Here is a 20,447-nt window from a genome sequence, read left to right as displayed (position 1 = left end):
AAACCCCTACTGGGGGCATGCCCTTTCAGAGGGGTTTCCTGGAGTCGTATCACCTAGGGCCGTGGTTGACGGCCCATGCAACCTCGAGTCGGAGTGCTCATGCCTTACTCGTACACCGAAAAAAAGCGCATCCGCAAAAGCTTCGCCAAGCGTGAAGACGTTCAAAACGTTCCTTTCCTTTTGGCGACACAGCTTCAATCCTACCTAACTTTCCTGCAGGCGGATACCGCCCCGTCCGATCGCGTAGCCGACGGTTTGCAGGCGGCGTTCTCGTCGATTTTCCCGATCGTTAGTCACAACGGTATGGCGCGCTTGGAGTTCGTGAGCTACGTGCTCGGCGAACCGGTGTTCGATGTCAAGGAATGTCAGCAACGTGGCCTGACCTATGCCTCGCCCCTGCGAGCCAAGGTCCGCCTGGTGCTGCTTGACCGCGAAGTCAGCAAGCCGACCGTGAAGGAAGTGAAGGAACAGGAAGTCTACATGGGCGAAATTCCGCTCATGACGGGCACGGGTTCCTTTGTCATCAATGGCACCGAACGTGTCATCGTGTCGCAGCTGCACCGTTCGCCCGGCGTGTTCTTCGAACATGACCGCGGCAAAACGCACAGCTCCGGCAAGCTCCTGTTCTCGGCCCGCGTGATTCCTTACCGCGGCTCGTGGCTGGACTTCGAATTCGACCCGAAGGACGTCCTGTTCTTCCGCGTCGACCGCCGTCGCAAGATGCCTGTCACGATCCTGTGCAAGGCCATCGGCATGACGCCGGAATCCATCCTGGCCAACTTCTTCGACTTCGACAATTTCGAATTGAAGAGCGAAGGCGCGATGATGGAATTCGTGCCGGAACGTTGGAAGGGCGAAATGGCCCGCTTCGACATCTCGGACCGCGATGGCAAGGTCATCGTCGAAAAAGACAAGCGCATCAATGCCAAGCATTTGCGCGACCTGGCTGCCGGCGGCATCCAGCGTATCTCCGTGCCCGAAGACTTCTTGTACGGCCGCGTGCTGGCCAAGAACATCGTTGACGAAGATACCGGCGAAGTCATCGCCAACGCCAACGACGAAATCACGGAAAGCGTGCTCGGCGCCCTGCGCGCCGCCAACGTCTACGACATTCAGGCGCTCTACACGAACGACCTGGACCGTGGTCCGTACATCTCGCAAACGCTGCGCACCGATGAAACCGCCGACCAGATGGCCGCGCGCGTTGCCATCTACCGCATGATGCGTCCTGGCGAGCCGCCCACCGAAGAAGCGGTGGAAGCGCTGTTCCAGCGCCTGTTCTACAGCGAAGAAACGTACGACCTGTCGCGCGTTGGCCGCATGAAGGTCAACAGCCGCCTGGGCCGTGGTGAAGACATCACCGGCCCGATGACGCTGACCAACGAAGACATCCTTGAAACCATCAAGGTGCTGGTTGAGCTGCGCAACGGCCGCGGCCAGATCGATGACATCGATCACTTGGGCAACCGTCGCGTGCGCTGCGTGGGCGAACTGGCCGAAAACCAGTTCCGCGCCGGCCTGGTGCGCGTCGAGCGCGCCGTCAAGGAACGTCTGGGCCAGGCCGAGACGGAAAACCTGATGCCGCACGACCTGATCAACTCCAAGCCGATCTCGGCAGCCATCAAGGAGTTCTTCGGTTCGAGCCAGCTGTCGCAGTTCATGGACCAGACCAACCCGCTGTCGGAAATCACGCACAAGCGTCGCGTTTCCGCACTGGGCCCGGGCGGCCTGACCCGCGAGCGCGCCGGCTTCGAAGTCCGCGACGTGCATCCGACCCACTACGGCCGCGTCTGCCCGATCGAAACGCCGGAAGGCCCGAACATCGGCCTGATCAACTCCATGGCGCTGTACGCTCGTCTGAACGAGTACGGCTTCCTGGAAACGCCTTACCGCAAGATTATCGACGGCCGCGTCAGCGAGCAGATCGATTACCTGTCGGCCATCGAAGAAAGCCACTACGTCATCGCGCAGGCTAACGCCGCGCTGGACGAAGAAGGCAAGTTCGTCGACGACCTGGTCGCTTGCCGTGAAGCCGGCGAAACGATGTTGACCGCTCCGGCCAACGTGCACTACATGGACGTCGCGCCGTCGCAGATCGTGTCGGTCGCCGCATCGCTGATTCCGTTCCTGGAGCACGATGACGCGAACCGCGCACTGATGGGCGCCAACATGCAACGCCAGGCCGTGCCTTGCCTGCGTCCGGAAAAGCCGGTCGTTGGCACGGGCATCGAACGCACCGTGGCCGTTGACTCGGGCACGACCGTGCAGGCGCTGCGTGGCGGCCTGGTCGACCACGTTGACGCCGAGCGCGTCGTGATTCGCGTGAACGACGAAGAAAACGTCGCTGGCGAAGTCGGCGTCGACATCTACAACCTGATCAAGTACACGCGTTCCAACCAGAACACGAACATCAACCAGCGTCCCATCGTCAAGCGTGGCGACAAGGTCGCCAAGGGCGACGTGCTGGCCGACGGCGCATCGACCGACCTGGGCGAACTCGCCCTGGGTCAGAACATGCTGATCGCGTTCATGCCCTGGAACGGCTACAACTTCGAAGACTCGATCCTGATCTCCGAAAAGGTTGTGGCTGACGACCGCTACACCTCGGTGCACATCGAGGAACTGACGGTTGTCGCTCGCGACACGAAGCTCGGGCCGGAAGAAATCACCCGCGACATCAGCAACCTGGCTGAGACGCAGTTGAACCGCCTGGACGATTCCGGCATCACGTACATCGGCGCCGAAGTCAGCGCCGACGACGTGCTGGTCGGCAAGGTCACGCCGAAGGGCGAGACCCAGCTGACGCCGGAAGAAAAGCTGCTGCGCGCCATCTTCGGCGAAAAGGCGTCCGACGTTAAGGACACCTCGCTGCGCGTGCCCTCGGGCATGACCGGCACCGTGATCGACGTGCAGGTGTTCACGCGCGAAGGCATCGTGCGCGACAAGCGCGCCCAGTCCATCATCGACGATGAACTGCGCCGCTATCGCCAGGACCTGAACGACCAGCTGCGCATCGTTGAAAACGACCAGTTCGACCGTATCGAAAAGATGCTGGTCAACAAGACCGTCAACGGCGGCCCGCGCAAGCTGGCCAAGGGCGCCACGATCACCAAGGCTTACCTGGCTGATCTGGACCGCTGGCAGTGGTTCGACATCCGTCTGGCCGATGAGCCGCACGCTGTCGTGCTGGAGCAGGCCAAGGAATCGCTGGAGCAGAAGCGCCACCAGTTCGATCTGGCCTTCGAAGAGAAGCGCAAGAAGCTGACGCAGGGCGACGAGCTGCCCCCGGGCGTGCTGAAGATGATCAAGGTCTACCTGGCCGTGAAGCGTCGTCTGCAGCCTGGCGACAAGATGGCAGGCCGTCACGGCAACAAGGGCGTGGTCTCGCGCATCACCCCGGTGGAAGACATGCCGCACATGGCTGACGGCACGCCGGCCGACATCGTTCTGAACCCGCTGGGCGTGCCCTCGCGGATGAACGTCGGCCAGGTGCTGGAAGTGCACTTGGGCTGGGCTGCCAAGGGCGTGGGCCACCGCATTGCCGATCTGTTGCGCGACGAGCGCACCGCGCAGGTCAAGAACGTCCGCGCATACCTGGACAAGGTCTACAACACGACCGGCACCGGGGCGCGCATCGACGAGCTGACCGACGAAGAAGTCATGGAAATGGCCCAGAACCTCAAGAACGGCGTGCCGTTCGCGACGCCCGTCTTCGACGGCGCGACCGAAGAGGAAATCACCACGATGCTGGAGCTGGCCTATCCGGACGACGTCGCCGCGCGCATGGCGTTGACGCCTTCGCGTACGCAGGCATGGCTGTTCGACGGCCGCACGGGCGAGAAATTCGAGCGCCCCGTGACTGTCGGCTACATGCACTACCTGAAGCTGCATCACTTGGTCGACGACAAGATGCACGCGCGTTCCACCGGCCCGTACTCGCTGGTGACCCAGCAGCCGCTGGGCGGCAAGGCGCAGTTCGGCGGTCAGCGTTTCGGGGAAATGGAAGTGTGGGCGCTGGAAGCATACGGCGCCGCCTACACCCTGCAGGAAATGCTGACGGTGAAGTCGGACGACATCAATGGTCGTACCAAGGTTTACGAAAACATCGTCAAGGGCGACCACGTCATCGACGCCGGCATGCCGGAATCGTTCAACGTGCTGGTCAAGGAAATCCGCTCGTTGGCCCTGGACATGGATTTGGAGCGTAACTAATGAAAGCGCTACTCGACCTCTTTAAGCAAGTCTCGCAAGACGAGCAATTCGATGCCATCAAGATCGGCATCGCCTCGCCCGAGAAGATCCGTTCGTGGTCCTACGGCGAAGTTCGCAAGCCCGAGACCATCAACTACCGCACGTTCAAGCCTGAGCGCGACGGCCTGTTCTGCTCCAAGATCTTTGGCCCGATCAAAGACTACGAGTGCTTGTGCGGCAAGTACAAGCGCCTCAAGCATCGTGGCGTGATCTGCGAGAAGTGCGGCGTTGAAGTTACCGTTGCCAAGGTTCGCCGTGAACGCATGGGCCACATCGAGCTGGCCAGCCCCGTCGCGCACATCTGGTTCCTGAAGAGCCTGCCGTCGCGTCTGGGCATGGTGCTCGACATGACCCTGCGCGACATCGAACGCGTCCTGTACTTCGAAGCCTGGTGCGTGATCGAACCCGGCATGACTCCGCTCAAGCGCGGCCAGATCATGTCGGATGACGATTTCCTCGCCAAGACCGAAGAATACGGCGACGACTTCCGTGCCCTGATGGGCGCGGAGGCCGTGCGCGAACTGCTGCGCACCATCGACATCGACCGCGAAGTGGAAACCCTGCGCGGCGAACTGAAGGCCACCAGCTCGGAAGCTAAGATCAAGAAGATCTCCAAGCGCCTGAAGGTGCTGGAAGGCTTCCAGAAGTCGGGCATCAAGGCCGAGTGGATGGTCATGGAAGTGCTGCCCGTGCTGCCGCCGGACCTGCGTCCGCTGGTGCCGCTGGACGGCGGCCGCTTCGCGACCTCCGACCTGAACGACCTGTACCGCCGCGTCATCAACCGCAACAACCGCTTGAAGCGCCTTCTGGAGCTCAAGGCGCCGGAAATCATCCTGCGCAACGAAAAGCGGATGCTGCAGGAAGCCGTCGACTCGCTGCTGGACAACGGCCGCCGTGGCAAGGCCATGACGGGCGCCAACAAGCGCCAGCTCAAGTCGCTGGCCGACATGATCAAGGGCAAGAGCGGTCGTTTCCGTCAGAACCTGCTGGGCAAGCGCGTCGACTACTCGGGCCGTTCGGTCATCGTGGTGGGTCCGCAGCTCAAGCTGCACCAGTGCGGCCTGCCCAAGCTGATGGCCCTGGAACTGTTCAAGCCGTTCATCTTCAATCGTCTGGAGATGATGGGCCTGGCCACGACCATCAAGGCTGCCAAGAAGCTGGTGGAAAGCCAGGAACCTGTGGTCTGGGACATCCTGGAAGAAGTCATCCGCGAACACCCGGTCATGCTGAACCGTGCGCCCACGCTGCACCGTTTGGGCATCCAGGCGTTCGAGCCGGTTCTGATCGAAGGCAAGGCCATCCAGCTGCACCCGCTGGTTTGCGCGGCGTTCAACGCCGACTTCGACGGCGACCAGATGGCCGTTCACGTGCCGCTGTCGCTGGAAGCCCAGCTGGAAGCGCGCACGCTGATGCTGGCTTCCAACAACGTGCTGTTCCCGGCTAACGGCGAACCGTCGATCGTGCCGTCCCAGGATATCGTGCTGGGCCTGTACTACACGACGCGCGAGCGCATCAACGGCCGCGGCGAAGGCATCTTCTTCACCGACGTCGCTGAAGTGCAGCGTGCCTACGACAACGGCGAAGTCGAGCTGCAAAGCCGCGTCACCGTGCGCCTGAAGGAACACGAGCGCGACGAGGCTGGCGAATGGCAACCGGTGATCCGTCGTCACGAGACGACGGTCGGCCGTGCGCTGCTGTCCGAAATTCTGCCGAAGGGCCTGCCCTTCACGGTGCTGAACAAGGCGCTGAAGAAGAAGGAAATCTCGCGCCTGATCAACCAGTCGTTCCGCCGTTGCGGCCTGCGCGACACGGTGATCTTCGCCGACAAGCTGATGCAGTCCGGCTTCAAGCTGGCCACGCGCGGCGGCATCTCGATCGCCATGGGCGACATGCTGATCCCGACCGCCAAGGAAGGCATCCTGGCCGAAGCCAGCCGCGAAGTGAAGGAAATCGACAAGCAGTACTCGTCGGGTCTGGTCACGTCCCAGGAACGCTACAACAACGTTGTGGACATCTGGGGCAAGGCTGGCGACAAGGTCGGCAAGGCGATGATGGAACAACTGGCCACCGAGCCCGTGACCAACCGTCACGGCGAGGAAGTGCGCCAGGAATCGTTCAACTCCATCTACATGATGGCTGACTCGGGCGCCCGCGGTTCGGCTGCCCAGATCCGCCAGCTGGCCGGCATGCGCGGCCTGATGGCCAAGCCGGACGGCTCCATTATCGAAACCCCCATTACCGCGAACTTCCGTGAAGGCCTGAACGTACTCCAGTACTTCATCTCCACTCACGGCGCGCGTAAGGGTCTGGCCGATACGGCACTGAAGACCGCGAACTCGGGTTACCTGACCCGCCGTCTGGTCGACGTGACGCAGGATCTGGTCATCACGGAAGACGACTGCGGCACTTCGCAGGGCTACAACATGAAAGCCCTGGTCGAAGGCGGCGAAGTCATCGAACCGCTGCGCGACCGTATCCTGGGCCGCGTGGCCGCGGTGGATATCGTCAACCCGGACACGCAGGAAACGGCCATCGTTGCCGGCACCCTGCTGGACGAAGACCTGGTCGACACCATCGACCGCATCGGCGTGGACGAAGTCAAGGTCCGCACGCCGCTGACCTGCGAAACGCGTCACGGCCTGTGCGCACACTGCTATGGCCGCGACCTGGGTCGTGGTTCGCCGGTCAACCAGGGCGAAGCAGTCGGCGTTATCGCTGCTCAGTCCATCGGTGAGCCGGGCACGCAGCTGACGATGCGTACGTTCCACATCGGTGGCGCGGCCTCGCGTTCGGCTCTGGCCAGCGCGGTGGAAACGAAGTCGAGCGGCGTGGTCGGTTTTGCCAGCACGATGCGCTACGTCACGAACGCCAAGGGCGAACGCGTGGCGATCTCGCGCTCCGGCGAACTGGCGATCTTCGACGACAACGGCCGCGAACGCGAACGCCACAAGATCCCGTACGGCGCGACCGTGCTGGTGGGCGATGGCGACACCGTGAAGGCTGGCGCACGTCTGGCGACGTGGGACCCGCTGACCCGTCCGATCGTGTCGGAATACGGCGGCGCCGTCCGCTTCGAGAACATCGAAGAAGGCGTGACCGTTGCCAAGCAGGTGGACGAAGTCACCGGCCTGTCGACGCTCGTCGTCATCACGCCCAAGACCCGTGGCGGCAAGATCGTCATGCGTCCGCAGATCAAGCTGGTCAACGAGAGCGGCGAGGACGTCAAGATCGCCGGCACCGATCACTCGGTGAACATCTCGTTCCCGGTGGGCGCGCTGATTACCGTGCGCGACGGCCAGCAGGTTGCCGTGGGTGAAGTTCTGGCGCGTATTCCGCAAGAATCGCAAAAGACCCGCGACATTACCGGCGGTCTGCCGCGTGTGGCCGAACTGTTCGAAGCCCGTTCGCCGAAGGACGCCGGCATGCTCGCCGACGTTACCGGTACGGTCTCGTTCGGCAAGGACACCAAGGGCAAGCAGCGTCTGGTCATCACCGACCTGGAAGGCGTGAGCCACGAGTTCCTGATTCCGAAGGAAAAACAGGTTCTGGTGCATGACGGCCAAGTCGTGAACAAGGGCGAAATGATCGTGGACGGCCCGGCCGATCCCCACGACATCCTGCGCCTGCAAGGCATCGAGAAGCTGGCGACCTACATCGTCGACGAAGTTCAGGACGTGTACCGTCTGCAGGGCGTGAAGATCAACGACAAGCACATTGAAGTGATTGTTCGTCAGATGCTGCGCCGCGTGAACATCGTCGATGCGGGCGACACCGAGTTCATCCCGGGCGAGCAGGTCGAGCGCTCCGAGCTGCTGAACGAGAACGACCGCGTCACGGCTGATGACCGCCGTCCGGCTTCCTACGACAACGTGCTGCTGGGCATCACGAAGGCCTCGCTGTCGACCGACTCGTTCATCTCGGCCGCTTCGTTCCAGGAGACCACCCGTGTCCTGACCGAAGCCGCCATCATGGGCAAGCGCGACGACCTGCGCGGCTTGAAGGAAAACGTCATCGTCGGCCGCCTCATCCCGGCGGGCACCGGCCTGGCTTACCACCATGCTCGTCGCGACAAGGAAGAGCTGGAGGCGGCGGAACGCGAAGCCGCTCGCCAGCAGGCCAACCCGTTCGAAGACTCGCCGGTCACGGTGGGCTCGGATGCGGATGCCCCGGCTTCCGACGTCGGCGCCGAGGATTCCGCCGAATAAGCGGAACGCCCCGGACAGGCTCCCCGCGCGCGGTTGCGGCGCGAGGATGCCTGAAAACAGAAAGGCCGCTGATGCGAATCAGCGGCCTTTTTTACATGCGGGTGCAAGGGTGCGGGAAGACTACCTGGCGGCCTGCGCGCGGGCGCGCTGGAAGACGGGCCCCCAGGCCGGATGGCCGGCTTCGTTGGCGGCCAGTTCAAAGGCGGGATCCAGGCTGAGAATGCGCGCGAAGCTGTCTTCGCAAAGCTGCGTATAGCGCGTGACGCAGTAGCTGAACGCCTGGAGCTTGTAGGCTTCGATGCGCACCGCCTTGGTGGAGGACGCCAGGGTATCGGAGGTGGCCACGCTGCGGATGACTTCGCCGTAGCGGCCGGCGGCGTACTGGTCGCGCACCTGCTGCAGCTGATCCAGTGCTTCGGCGCTCGGCGGGCTTTCGGGCTGCAAGGTCGTGATGCCGGCGCAACCTGCCAGTACGGCAGATAAGCCAAGCAGACTGCTCAGAACGCGAATTTTCATGGCTTCCAAAGATGTAGAGTGGCGGGGCGATACGCTATCGTGCCACAGCCTGATGCGCTCGGACATTTTCGGCAATGTCCTTATGTTGCGGATTGGATAATATTCGGCCTATCAACCCTTAAACCCGTTCTGGCGCAGTCTCGATCATGTCTTCTTCCGCCGGCTTGCTGACGCCGCGTGGCCCCTTTTCCGGCGCCGCGCCGCTCGCCCTGCGCCCGTTGAGCGCCATCGCCGCCAGCGCGGCGGGCGGCGTTCCTGAAACGCGCATCAAGCGGCTTTTGTCCGATCTGCTGCCCTCTCTGATCGCCTTGCATGCGCAAGGCGAAATCTGCGGCGACATCTCCCTGGAAACCGTGGGCATGGACGAGGGCGCCCGCGCCCACCTGCTGCCCGAACTGGTGGTGGCGCGCTCGCGCCGCGCCAGCAGGACGCCGACCCCCGGCTTTGCGCCATTTGAGCTGTACACCGATTCGATGGAATGGCCGCGCGGTCCATGGAGCGATATCTACGCCCTGTGCGCGGTGGTCCATGCGCTCGTGACAGGCAGCCGGCCGCCGCCTGCGCCTGAACGCCGCGCAAGGGATACCTACCAACCCCTGGCGGCGCAGGGACTGAACAAGTATGGACAGGACTTCCTGCGCGTCATCGATGCGGGCCTGTCGATGACTCCCCAGGACCGGCCGCAAACGCTGGCCGAGCTGGCGGGCCTGCTGGATGTGGCGGCGTACATCGAACCCGCCCCGGCCGCTGCCGATGCCGGCGATGGCTCGGCCTACGCCGCGGCTGCGGCAGTCCCCCCGGAGACCGGCAAGCCTGCCCGCGGACGCCGGCCCTTGCTGGCGCTGCTGCTGATCGTGGCGCTCATCGGCGCGGGCATGTACGCGTGGTTCCAATCGGGCATGGGAACGCCCAATGCGCTGATTACCCGTTCGGAAGTCGTCCAGCCGAATCCGCCCGTCGTGCACCCCTTGCCGCAAGCGGTTCCCCCGGCCAACGCGCCGCCGGCGGTTCCGCCATCCGCGGCGTCTCAGCCGCCTGGCGATTTGCCGCCTCTGACCCAGGGGGGCACGGGCGCCGCCGCGGACAGCCCGGCCCCGCCATCCGATCCCGCCGCAGTGGCGCTCGCGCCGCCGCCCCAGGCGCCCGCCGCGCAGGCCCCCGCCGAGGCGCCTGCCGTGGTCGAAGAAGCGCCCAAGCCCAAGCCGGTCCCGGTTACCGTGCGGCTGGACATCCGTCCTTGGGGCGAGGTGTGGATCAACGGCGTGGCGCGCGGCATCAGTCCGCCCGTCAAGGAGATCAAGCTGATTCCGGGCAAGTATCAGGTGGTGTTGCGCAATGCCGATCTGCCGCCATACCGCGCGACGCTGGAAATCAAGGCGGGCAAGCCCGCGGTCATTTCGCACGCCTTCCAGTAAGGGGCTTACGCGGCGGGCAGGCGCAGCATAAAGACCGAACCGACCCCCGGTTCGCTGCTGACCTTGACGGATCCGCCGTGGCGTTCGGCCACCGTGCGCACGAACGCCAGCCCCAGGCCCGCGCCGCCGACATCGCCGCGGGTTTCGGCGCCCACGCGCGAGAAGGGCTCGAACAAGCTCGCCAGATCTCCCGCCGCAATGCCTTGGCCCTGGTCTCGTATGCTTACCCGCCAAAAACCGGGCTCCTCATCGATGCCGCATTCAATGCGCGTGCCGGCAGGGCTGTATTTGATCGCGTTGTCGATCAGGTTGCACAGGGCGCGCATCAGCAGCATTTGATCGCCGCGGGTGTAGGCGACGGGCAGCGGCGTCTTGAGGCCGAGCGTGATGTCGCGCTTGTGGGCAGAGGCCCAGAACTCGTCGACGCCGTCCTGCAGCAGACTCCCCAGATCCAGCTCTGTCGCGCTGATCGCCATGGACTCGGCCCGCGTCAGATGGACGAAGTCATCGACCAGACGCAGCGTGCGGTTTGCCAGCATCGCAATGCGCTTGAGGGTTTCTCCCTGGCTGTCGGGAGAGCTCTCGTCCTGCTTCATTTCGACGAGCGCCAGGATGGAGCTTTGGGGGGCGCGCATGTCGTGGGAGATGAAGCGCAGGGTCTCCTCGCGATGACGCTCTGCCTGGCGGATGCGCGAGATGTCGGTCAGTGTGGCCACCGTGCCGGCGAAGTGGCCTTCGGCGGTATGGATGGGGGCGCATTTCAGGATCAGGTCGCGTCCCGCGTTATCGCGCACCTCCAGGTCGGCGCTCCACGGCAACGCGGTGTCGACAAGGCTTTGACCCCGTAGCGCCTCGGCCACGCGATGCCGAGTGCCTTCGTCGGATATGGTTCTTTCAAGCAGATGCGTGGCGGGGTGCCCGACGCGGGGAGGGCGTATGCCGAGCCGCTGGAAATACATGACGGCCGCCTGGTTGCGGAACTGCATGCGGCCGTCCTGATCGAAGACCAGCGTCGCGTCAGGCATCCCATCCAGCCCGTCGGCCAGGAACCGTCGCAGGTTGCGCACGCGCGCCAGTGCGCGTTGCAATTCGCCGACCCGGCTTTCCAGCGATGCGCTGGCGCCGGCCGGCTGGGCGCGGGCTTCATTGAGCACCGGCGGGTATTCGCGTTGCAGGCGGCGCAGCTCATTGTCCATGTAGCGCAACGCGGCTTCCTGGCTGCGCCAGCTCCATAGCGGATAGCTCAGCGCGACGCCGGCCAGCGCCGCCGTCGGGGCAAACCACAGGTAGGCGTGCGCCAGCAGCAGCCACGCAGCCAGCAGCACGCCGGCGAACAGCGCGACGTTGATCAGCAGCGCCTGCTTGGGCGACAGCCGCCACAAGGCCAGGCAGGCCAGCAGCACGGGCAACGCCGAGAACAGCGCATTCCACCAGGCCGGCGGACGCTGGTAGGCGATGTCGTCGCGTGCGGCCTGCAGCACATTGGCGACGATCTCCACGCCCGATATGCCGCTGACATCATGCGATACCGGCGTCGGATAGGCGTCGCCCAAACCCGTGGCCCAGGCGCCCACCAGCACATACTTGCCGCGCAGCGCTTCCGGCGGCACGTCGCCGCGCAGAACGGACAGATAGGACACGGTGCGCGTGTGGGCGGGCGCGCCGGAGTAGGGGATCAGGATGCGGCCGTCCGGATTGGCGCGTTCGAGCAGGCGCTGCGCCCGCTCCGCTTCGCCGCCGACTTCCAGCATCGAGAGGGCCATATGGATTCTGCGGTCGCCGGCGAACTGTGCCGTCAGCGCGGCTTCGCGCACCACGCCGTCGGGGTCGATGTGGGCGTTGATAAAGCCGCTGGAGGCCGCGACACGCGCCAGTTCCGGAATGGGCAGGCCGATGGCGGTGGGGCCATTGAGGCGGTCCAGCACCACCGGCAGGACGGTGTGTCCGTTGCGCCGGATGCTGTCGGCCAGGAGGAGGTCGTCGTTGGGATTGACCGTGTCGGGTTCGGCGAAGATCAGGTCCAGCCCCACGGCGCGAGCGCCGCCAAGGCGGTCCAGCAGCGCGGCGTGGATCGCGCGCCGCCAGGGCCAGCGTCCCAGCGCGTCGATGCTTGCGTCGTCGATCGCCACGATCAGGATTTCGGGATCGGGGGCGCGCCCGCTCATCATCACCGCGCGGTCGTAAAGAACCTGGTCGAGGCGGCCGAGCCCATTGAACGATCCCAGGGCGGCGGCCAGCACCGCCAGCGCCACCGTCAACCAAAGCCCCGAGCGCGAGGGCCTGTCCAGGGAGTCGGCGGCGTCGGCCATGGAACGAGGCCTAGTACTCGGTAAGCGTCACGAGTCCGCCCGAGCCGCTGCCGACGCTGAGCCCGAACGAAGTTATCAGCGCGTTCGCGCCTTCGAAGGTGCGGACCGCATCCTGCCCGCTCAAACCCAGGTTGTCGACGGCGCGCACCGACACGTAAAAGGTGCCGGGCCCGGGCGCGGTGAAGCGGATGTCGCTGCTGGGAAAGCTGACCGACGACACCGGCAGGGCGCCTTCGGCATCGCGCGAGACGCGCACCAGATAGCCTTGCGCGCCAGCCACGGGGGCGAAGGCGCTGGTCCAGGAGCCGCCGCCTGCGCGCACCGGATCGCCTAGCTGCGGCGCCTTGAGCAGCGGGCGCACTCCCGAGAGGCTGCCGTCGGCGCCGATCGCGGCGCCGTAGCCCTCGGCCACGGCAACGGGCTTGGCTGGCGCCGCGCCGGGCGCATGGGCCTGCAGGCGCACGCTGCCTTCCAGCACTTCGCTTTGCGCGCCCTGGGCGCTGCTTTGCACGCGGAACCGCGTGCCGCGCACGCCGGTGACCGCGACGGGGGTACGGATCTCGAAGCGGCCTACGCCGTTTCCGGCGGGGGCGACGGACGACTCGACGCTCCCGCGCCGCACATTGATGACCGAATCGGTCAGCGCGGTGCCTTCAAATTGCCGCAAGCGGGTCAATTCGACCGAACCGTCGGACGGCAGGGTGAGCTTGGAGCCGTCTGCCAGCTCCAGCGTGACAAAGCCGTTGGGGGCGGTGACGACGGTGCTGCCCTCCGCCACGGGCGCGCCAGGCTGCACGGACTTGCCGTCCAGGTCGGCCTGGCCGCTGACGTGAACCACGCGCGCTTGCGCGTCGCGCACGGGAATCATCGAAAGGGGGATGTGCAGTTCCAGCCCGATCGGCAGCCGCTCCGGCGTGACGATCTGGTTCAGCGTCTGCAACCGGCTCCAGTTGGCCTGGTTGCGCGTGTATTGGGCCGCAAGGTTGATCAGGGTATCGCCCTGGCGCACGCGATAGATGAAGTCGTCGCCCAATGCGCCGGCGGGCTGGCTGCGGGCGGGGGCGCCCAGCGTGAGGCAGGAAAGCAGGGCAAGCAAAGAAAGCGCGCGAAAGCGGCTCATGGCAATCGGTTCTCCAGGGATACGCAACGCAGCTAGGGCGGACTGCCCAAGTTGTCTTCGGACGGGCTGATCAGTTCCAGCCGGTAGCCAAGCGCATAAGAGGATGTCAGGCGCACGCCATGTTCGGGGCGCAGTTGAAGCTTTTGCCGGATGTTCGAGAGGTGGGTATCCAGCGTGCGCGAGGTGGCGGGAATTTCCCGGTTCCAGACGCATTCCGCCAGCACGTCGCGCGACATGAGCCGGCCCTGGTTGCGGAAAAACAGCAGGGCCAGCTCGAACTCCTTTGGCGCCAGGGGGACGGCGGCGCCGTCGAGCGAGATGGCGCGCGCCGCGGGCTCGATCCGGTAGCGCGCGACCTCGAACGCATCGTTGACCGGTTCCGCGATCTGGCTGCGCCGCAGCAATGCGGCGACGCGGGCCAACAACTCCAGGGGACGCATGGGCTTGACGATGTAGTCGTCCGCGCCGGCGCGCAGGCCTTCCACCAGATCGTCCTCGCTGGACCGGTTGGTCAGGAAGATGACGGGGATCCGAGCGCCGATATTGGCGCGCAACCAGCGCACCACATCGTCGCCGTCGATATCGGGCAGATGCCAGTCCAGTAGCACCAGGTCGAAATTCTCGGTGCGCAGGGCGGCCAGCAGATCTCGGCTCTGCTGGTAACTGGCGCAGGCATATCCAGCGGTGGTCAGAACTTGCTGGATGCGTCGGGCCTGATCCAGGTCGTCTTCCAGCGACGCGATTTTCATCAGACGGGTTCTCGCGAAGGTTTTACGCAAGCGCGCCCTGCGGCGCCCTACTGCAAGAGGGGTGAGGAAATTATGTAAACGAATGATAACTCGGGTGGCGCGGGTGCTGGCTACGTTATGGCAAGAACTGTCAAACATTGCAAAGTTAACGAATCTTGACTGGAGTTGTTGCGCAACACCGCGCCACACTGTCTCAACCATTTCACCAGCCGCGGCCACAGCAGGCGGTGCAAGGGGCGGGAACGCTAAGTGGAATAGATATGAATCAATTGCGCATACTTATGATGTCGCCGGACGAAGTCTCCCGCAGCACTGCGGTGTCCACCTTGTTGCAGGCCGGGATATCGGCTCGCGGCTGCTCGACCTCTCTCGAATTGTTCGGCTTGCTCCACGGCGGCGGCTGCGATGCCGTCGTCCTCGATATTGGAGCCTCGGGCGAAATCGGCTATGCCCTCGTGGCCCGGCTGCGCGGCTCGGCGCCCCTGGGCATCGTCGTGGCCGGCCAGGGCATGTCGGTCGACAGCCGCTTGCGTTGCCTGCAGAGCGGCGCCGACGCCTGCCTGCCCGACCCGCAGGACCCGCGGGAACTGGCTTGCATCCTGCTCTCGCTGGCGCGCCGCCTGCCCGCCACGGAAGCCATGTCCCAGGCCGAGGAGACCGCGACCGGGCAATGGGAACTGCGCGACCAGGGCTGGACCCTGGCTGCGCCCTCGGGGACGGCCATCTCGCTGTCAGCCAACGAACGTTTGATCGTGCGCGCGCTGCTGGAGGTGGCGGGCAGGGCGGTCGGGCGCGACGAGCTGGGCGCCGGACTGCAGGCGGAAGGCGGCGGCGTGCGCGCCAGCAGCTCCCGCAGCATCGACGTCATCGTCAGCCGCTTGCGCCGCAAGGCCGAACTGGCGGGCGTCATGCTGCCGATCCGCACGGTTTACGGCAGCGGCTACCTGTTTGCCGACCGGTAGCCTCCGGCGGCGAGTACACTGGTCCGTGCGCGTTCGCGAGGGCAGGGATTGCCCTCGGGTTGTCTTGCCGGACCGCCGGCCTCGTGATCCGGATTTTCCGCGTACATGGCCCCAATTTTCACGAGCCGCGCCTAACTGGCCGTCTTTTGCCGGCAACGCGCCGCTGCGCTGCACTTACAAAAAACTTTGACAGTACGCCTTGATCTCAGTTATGCTAAAGGGCTTACTGCTTTATTTCGCGCGCAAAATCTGTACGCCTCAGGTAAACAGTTCAGGGTCCGGAAACCAAGGTGCGTCACGAGCCTTTTGTTTTTGGGCCCATCAGTCCGACTGTTTTCTGGCCGCATCCGGTTTTGTGCGTTTGTCATGGTTTGTTGGCAAGCCCGCTCTTTTACGTATACGAACGTTTGAGGCGGTTTTGCGCGAACTGCCTTCTCCGAAAGAACACTCTTGAGGAGACGAGTACGTAAGTACTTACCAGTGGTACGTAAAAGGGATTTCAAAGGTCATGCCTACCATTAGCCAACTCGTGCGCAAGCCGCGCGAAGTCAGCATCATCAAAAGCAAGAGCCCCGCGCTCGAAAACTGCCCGCAACGCCGCGGCGTGTGCACTCGCGTGTACACCACCACCCCCAAGAAGCCGAACTCCGCTCTGCGCAAGGTTGCCAAAGTGCGTCTGACCAACGGTTACGAAGTCATTTCGTACATCGGCGGCGAAGGCCACAACCTGCAAGAGCACTCGGTGGTTCTGGTGCGTGGCGGTCGTGTGAAGGACTTGCCCGGTGTGCGTTATCACATCGTGCGCGGTTCCCTCGACCTGCAAGGCGTCAAGGATCGTAAGCAAGCCCGCTCGAAGTACGGCGCCAAGCGCCCGAAGAAGGCTTAATAACGAGTCAGCAGTACCCCCGCGTGGCGGAAGTCCGTCACTAGGGAAGTGCGACCGCGCCGTCCAGATGATGGGAAGGTGCGCGGCACGTAAGGGGTCGTCCCAATGGACGGCCATGGCCGTGTAATGAAACACGGTTCAACTGAACAGACACAAGGAAGCAACAATGCCCCGTCGTCGCGAAGTACCCAAGCGCGAGATTCTGCCCGATCCCAAGTTCGGCAGCGTCGAACTCGCCAAGTTCATGAACGTCGTCATGCTGGACGGCAAGAAGGCCGTCGCCGAGCGCATCGTCTATGGCGCCCTCGAGCAAGTGCAAACCAAGACCGGCAAAGAGCCGATCGAAGTTTTCAGCCTGGCGATCAACAACATCAAGCCGATCGTCGAAGTGAAGAGCCGCCGCGTTGGCGGTGCCAACTACCAAGTGCCGGTTGAAGTGCGCCCCGTGCGCCGCCTGGCCCTGGCTATGCGTTGGCTCCGTGAAGCCGCCAAGAAGCGTGGCGAGAAGTCGATGGATCTGCGTCTTGCTGGCGAACTGATCGACGCCTCCGAAGGTCGTGGCGCCGCGATGAAGAAGCGCGAAGACACGCACAAGATGGCAGAGGCCAACAAGGCCTTCAGCCATTTCCGCTGGTAATTTAAGGACTAATCCACCATGGCCCGCAAAACCCCGATCGAGCGCTATCGCAACATTGGTATCTCTGCGCACATCGATGCAGGGAAAACCACCACGACCGAACGTATCCTGTTCTACACCGGCGTCAATCACAAGATTGGCGAAGTGCATGATGGCGCAGCCACCATGGACTGGATGGAGCAAGAGCAAGAGCGTGGCATCACCATTACGTCGGCTGCTACGACGGCGTTTTGGCGTGGCATGGCCGGCAACTACCCCGAGCACCGCATCAACATCATCGACACCCCGGGACACGTGGACTTCACCATCGAGGTGGAACGTTCCATGCGCGTCCTGGACGGTGCTTGCATGGTTTACTGCGCGGTGGGCGGTGTTCAGCCCCAGTCCGAAACCGTCTGGCGCCAAGCCAACAAGTACGGCGTGCCGCGTCTGGCCTTCGTCAACAAGATGGACCGCACCGGCGCCAACTTCTTCAAGGTCTATGACCAGCTGAAGAACCGCCTGCGCGCCAATCCCGTGCCGATCGTCATCCCCATCGGCGCCGAAGACACGTTCCAAGGCGTGGTCGACCTGGTCAAGATGAAGGCGATCATTTGGGACGAAGCCAGCCAAGGCACCAAGTTCGACTACAAGGACGTTCCGGCTGAGCTGGAAGGCCTGGCGAACGAATGGCGTGAAAAGCTGGTTGAAGCCGCCGCCGAGTCGTCGGAAGAGCTGATGAACAAGTACCTGGAAACGGGTGACTTGGACGAAGCCGAAATCAACCTGGCCATCCGCCAACGCACCATCGCCGGCGAAATCCAGCCGATGCTGTGCGGCACCGCGTTCAAGAACAAGGGCGTGCAGCGCATGCTGGACGCAGTCATCGACTACCTGCCTTCGCCTGTGGACATTCCCCCGGTCGACGGCATGGACGACGACGGCAATCCCGTCAAGCGTTCGGCTGACGACAGCGAGAAGTTCTCGGCTCTGGCGTTCAAGCTGATGAGCGATCCGTTCGTGGGTCAATTGACCTTCGTGCGCGTTTACTCGGGCGTCCTGAAGTCGGGCGATACGGTCTACAACCCCATCAAGGGCAAGAAGGAACGTATCGGCCGCATTCTGCAGATGCACGCGAACAACCGCGAAGAAATCAAGGAAGTGTTGGCAGGCGACATCGCCGCCGTGGTGGGTCTGAAAGACGTGACCACCGGCGAAACGCTGTGCGACATCGACTCCCACATCCTGCTCGAACGCATGATTTTCCCGGAGCCCGTGATTTCGCAGGCCGTGGAACCCAAGTCGAAGGCTGACCAGGAAAAGATGGGTCTGGCGCTGTCGCGTCTGGCTCAGGAAGATCCGTCGTTCCGCGTGCGCAGCGACGAAGAATCCGGCCAAACCATCATTTCCGGCATGGGCGAGCTTCACCTGGAAATTCTGGTCGACCGCATGAAGCGCGAGTTCGGCGTTGAAGCCAACGTCGGCAAGCCGCAAGTGGCCTACCGTGAAACCATCCGCAAGACCTGCGACGAAGTTGAAGGCAAGTTCGTCAAGCAGTCGGGCGGCCGTGGCCAGTACGGTCACGTGGTGCTGAAGGTCGAGCCGTTGGCTCCTGGCGGCGGCTACGAATTCGTGGACGCCATCAAGGGCGGTGTGGTTCCTCGCGAATACATCCCCGCGGTGGACAAGGGCATCCAGGAAACGCTGCCTTCGGGCGTGTTGGCTGGCTACCCGATCGTCGACGTCAAGGTCACGCTGTTCTTCGGTTCGTACCACGATGTGGACTCGAACGAAAACGCGTTCAAGATGGCCGGCTCCATGGCATTCAAGGAAGGTCTGCGCAAGGCCAGCCCCGTGCTGCTGGAACCGATGATGGCCGTTGAAGTCGAAACGCCCGAAGACTACGCTGGCACCGTGATGGGCGATCTGTCCTCGCGTCGCGGCATGGTTCAAGGCATGGACGACATGGTTGGCGGCGGCAAGACCATCAAGGCTGAAGTGCCCCTGGCCGAGATGTTCGGTTACGCCACGAACCTGCGCTCGCTGACGCAAGGCCGTGCCACGTACACGATGGAATTCAAGCATTACTCCGAGGCTCCCAAGAACGTCGCTGACGAAGTCATCGCCGCTCGGGCCAAGTAAATAACCCTTGTCAGGTCCGCCCAGCCGGGCGGCCCTGGCAGAAATCAAGTTTCCTTGAAAGTTAAAGGATAGAGATCATGGCAAAAGGCAAGTTTGAACGTACCAAGCCGCACGTGAACGTGGGTACGATTGGTCACGTTGACCACGGCAAAACGACGTTGACGGCGGCGATCACGACCGTTCTGTCGAACAAGTTTGGCGGCGAAGCCAAGGGCTACGACCAGATCGATGCGACTCCTGAAGAAAAGGCTCGCGGCATCACGATCAACACGGCTCACGTCGAGTACGAAACGGAAGCGCGTCACTACGCGCACGTTGACTGCCCGGGCCACGCTGACTATGTGAAGAACATGATCACGGGCGCCGCCCAGATGGACGGCGCGATCCTGGTCGTGTCGGCCGCTGACGGCCCGATGCCGCAAACGCGTGAACACATCCTGCTGAGCCGCCAGGTTGGCGTGCCGTACATCATCGTCTTCCTGAACAAGGCTGACATGGTTGACGACGCCGAGCTGCTCGAGCGGGTGGAAATGGAAGTTCGCGAACGGCTGTCGCAGTACGACTTCCCGGGCGACGACACGCCGATCGTCAAGGGTTCGGCCAAGCTGGCGCTGGAAGGCGACAAGGGCGAACTGGGCGAACAGGCCATCATGAACCTGGCCGCCGCGCTGGATTCGTACATCCCGACGCCTGAGCGCGCCGTGGACGGCTCGTTCCTGATGCCGGTTGAAGACGTGTTCTCGATCTCGGGTCGCGGCACGGTGGTGACCGGCCGTATCGAACGCGGCATCGTCAAGGTCGGCGAAGAAATCGAAATCGTCGGTCTGGTTCCGACGGTCAAGACGACCTGCACCGGCGTGGAAATGTTCCGCAAGCTGCTCGACCAAGGTCAAGCGGGCGACAACGTGGGCATCCTGCTGCGCGGCACCAAGCGTGAAGACGTCCAGCGCGGCCAGGTTCTGGCCAAGCCGGGCTCGATCACCCCGCACACGGACTTCACGTCCGAGGTGTACATCCTGTCCAAGGAAGAAGGCGGCCGTCACACTCCGTTCTTCCAGGGCTATCGTCCCCAGTTCTACTTCCGCACGACGGACGTGACGGGCACGATCGAGCTGCCGGCCGACAAGGAAATGGTTCTGCCGGGCGACAACGTGGCCATGACGGTCAAGCTGTTGGCTCCGATCGCCATGGAAGAAGGCCTGCGCTTCGCCATCCGTGAAGGCGGTCGCACCGTCGGCGCCGGCGTCGTCGCCAAGATCCTGAAGTAATTCGGATC

At 63.6% G+C, this 20,447-nt stretch carries 12 protein-coding genes; 8 read left to right on the top strand and 4 right to left on the bottom strand.

Going from position 1 to position 20,447, the window contains the following annotated elements; translation table 11 throughout:
• Positions 1 to 99 precede the first annotated feature (99 nt).
• Both rpoB and rpoC read left to right on the top strand, forming a co-directional pair.
• Complete coding sequence (rpoB, locus tag ACFWP0_RS01910) at positions 100 to 4,212, top strand: DNA-directed RNA polymerase subunit beta (RefSeq protein WP_377839308.1); 4,113 nt, start codon at positions 100 to 102, stop codon at positions 4,210 to 4,212.
• The gene (gene rpoC, locus ACFWP0_RS01905; protein ID WP_377839307.1) at positions 4,212 to 8,456 is read left to right on the top strand and encodes a DNA-directed RNA polymerase subunit beta'; all 4,245 of its coding nucleotides are present in this window, start codon (positions 4,212 to 4,214) and stop codon (positions 8,454 to 8,456) included. Before rpoB ends, rpoC begins: the two co-directional genes overlap by 1 nt.
• Before the next feature lie 120 nt (positions 8,457 to 8,576).
• On the opposite strand, the gene ACFWP0_RS01900 is transcribed toward rpoC, so the two are convergent.
• Entirely contained in the window at positions 8,577 to 8,972 is a 396-nt protein-coding gene (locus tag ACFWP0_RS01900; protein WP_377839305.1) for a TssQ family T6SS-associated lipoprotein, read from the bottom strand.
• Between the two features lie 146 nt (positions 8,973 to 9,118).
• On the opposite strand from ACFWP0_RS01900, the gene ACFWP0_RS01895 reads away from it, so the two are divergent.
• Positions 9,119 to 10,387: a serine/threonine protein kinase gene (locus ACFWP0_RS01895; RefSeq protein WP_377839304.1), complete on the top strand. Its 1,269-nt coding sequence runs from the start codon at positions 9,119 to 9,121 to the stop codon at positions 10,385 to 10,387.
• 5 nt (positions 10,388 to 10,392) lie between these two features.
• Here the strand turns inward: ACFWP0_RS01895 and ACFWP0_RS01890 are convergent, their stop codons facing one another.
• From ACFWP0_RS01890 to ACFWP0_RS01880, 3 genes are read right to left on the bottom strand one after another with little or no spacing between them, the layout of a single operon-like run.
• Entirely contained in the window at positions 10,393 to 12,696 is a 2,304-nt protein-coding gene (locus ACFWP0_RS01890; RefSeq protein ID WP_377839303.1) for a CHASE2 domain-containing protein, read from the bottom strand.
• A gap of 10 nt (positions 12,697 to 12,706) precedes the next feature.
• Complete coding sequence (locus ACFWP0_RS01885; protein WP_377839302.1) at positions 12,707 to 13,816, bottom strand: FecR domain-containing protein; 1,110 nt, start codon at positions 13,814 to 13,816, stop codon at positions 12,707 to 12,709.
• A 32-nt stretch (positions 13,817 to 13,848) separates the two neighbouring features.
• A complete protein-coding gene (locus ACFWP0_RS01880) occupies positions 13,849 to 14,565 on the bottom strand; it encodes a response regulator transcription factor (RefSeq protein ID WP_377839301.1) in 717 nt (238 codons plus the stop codon).
• 260 nt (positions 14,566 to 14,825) lie between these two features.
• Here ACFWP0_RS01880 and ACFWP0_RS01875 point away from each other — a divergent pair, with 260 nt between their 5' ends.
• The 5 genes from ACFWP0_RS01875 to tuf all read left to right on the top strand — a co-directional run bounded on the left by ACFWP0_RS01875 (position 14,826) and on the right by tuf (position 20,439).
• Positions 14,826 to 15,527 (top strand): response regulator transcription factor, encoded by a 702-nt coding sequence (locus ACFWP0_RS01875; protein WP_377839299.1) that lies wholly within the window; start codon positions 14,826 to 14,828, stop codon positions 15,525 to 15,527.
• Positions 15,528 to 16,035: 508 nt separating this feature from the next.
• Positions 16,036 to 16,413, top strand: coding sequence for a 30S ribosomal protein S12 (rpsL, locus tag ACFWP0_RS01870; protein ID WP_005017264.1), 378 nt, complete (start codon positions 16,036 to 16,038; stop codon positions 16,411 to 16,413).
• Between the two features lie 166 nt (positions 16,414 to 16,579).
• Entirely contained in the window at positions 16,580 to 17,050 is a 471-nt protein-coding gene (gene rpsG, locus ACFWP0_RS01865) for a 30S ribosomal protein S7 (RefSeq protein ID WP_006216561.1), read from the top strand.
• 18 nt (positions 17,051 to 17,068) lie between these two features.
• A complete protein-coding gene (fusA, locus tag ACFWP0_RS01860) occupies positions 17,069 to 19,171 on the top strand; it encodes an elongation factor G (RefSeq protein ID WP_377839298.1) in 2,103 nt (700 codons plus the stop codon).
• A 77-nt stretch (positions 19,172 to 19,248) separates the two neighbouring features.
• Positions 19,249 to 20,439: an elongation factor Tu gene (tuf, locus tag ACFWP0_RS01855; protein WP_377839297.1), complete on the top strand. Its 1,191-nt coding sequence runs from the start codon at positions 19,249 to 19,251 to the stop codon at positions 20,437 to 20,439.
• The last annotated feature ends 8 nt before the right edge of the window (positions 20,440 to 20,447 follow it).

The sequence above is a fragment of the Achromobacter sp. NPDC058515 genome, assembly GCF_042721735.1.
Lineage (GTDB): Bacteria > Pseudomonadota > Gammaproteobacteria > Burkholderiales > Burkholderiaceae_B > Achromobacter.
This window is presented reverse-complemented; position numbering and strand designations above follow the sequence as displayed.

Coding starts and splice junctions, on each gene's coding strand:
- ACFWP0_RS01900 (WP_377839305.1), bottom strand. CDS start 8,972: ATGAAAATTCGCGTTCTGAGCAGTCTGCTTGGCTTATCTGCCGTACTG.
- ACFWP0_RS01875 (WP_377839299.1), top strand. CDS start 14,826: ATGAATCAATTGCGCATACTTATGATGTCGCCGGACGAAGTCTCCCGC.
- ACFWP0_RS01890 (WP_377839303.1), bottom strand. CDS start 12,696: ATGGCCGACGCCGCCGACTCCCTGGACAGGCCCTCGCGCTCGGGGCTT.
- rpsL (WP_005017264.1), top strand. CDS start 16,036: ATGCCTACCATTAGCCAACTCGTGCGCAAGCCGCGCGAAGTCAGCATC.
- rpoC (WP_377839307.1), top strand. CDS start 4,212: ATGAAAGCGCTACTCGACCTCTTTAAGCAAGTCTCGCAAGACGAGCAA.
- ACFWP0_RS01880 (WP_377839301.1), bottom strand. CDS start 14,565: ATGAAAATCGCGTCGCTGGAAGACGACCTGGATCAGGCCCGACGCATC.
- ACFWP0_RS01885 (WP_377839302.1), bottom strand. CDS start 13,816: ATGAGCCGCTTTCGCGCGCTTTCTTTGCTTGCCCTGCTTTCCTGCCTC.
- tuf (WP_377839297.1), top strand. CDS start 19,249: ATGGCAAAAGGCAAGTTTGAACGTACCAAGCCGCACGTGAACGTGGGT.
- rpoB (WP_377839308.1), top strand. CDS start 100: ATGCCTTACTCGTACACCGAAAAAAAGCGCATCCGCAAAAGCTTCGCC.
- ACFWP0_RS01895 (WP_377839304.1), top strand. CDS start 9,119: ATGTCTTCTTCCGCCGGCTTGCTGACGCCGCGTGGCCCCTTTTCCGGC.
- rpsG (WP_006216561.1), top strand. CDS start 16,580: ATGCCCCGTCGTCGCGAAGTACCCAAGCGCGAGATTCTGCCCGATCCC.
- fusA (WP_377839298.1), top strand. CDS start 17,069: ATGGCCCGCAAAACCCCGATCGAGCGCTATCGCAACATTGGTATCTCT.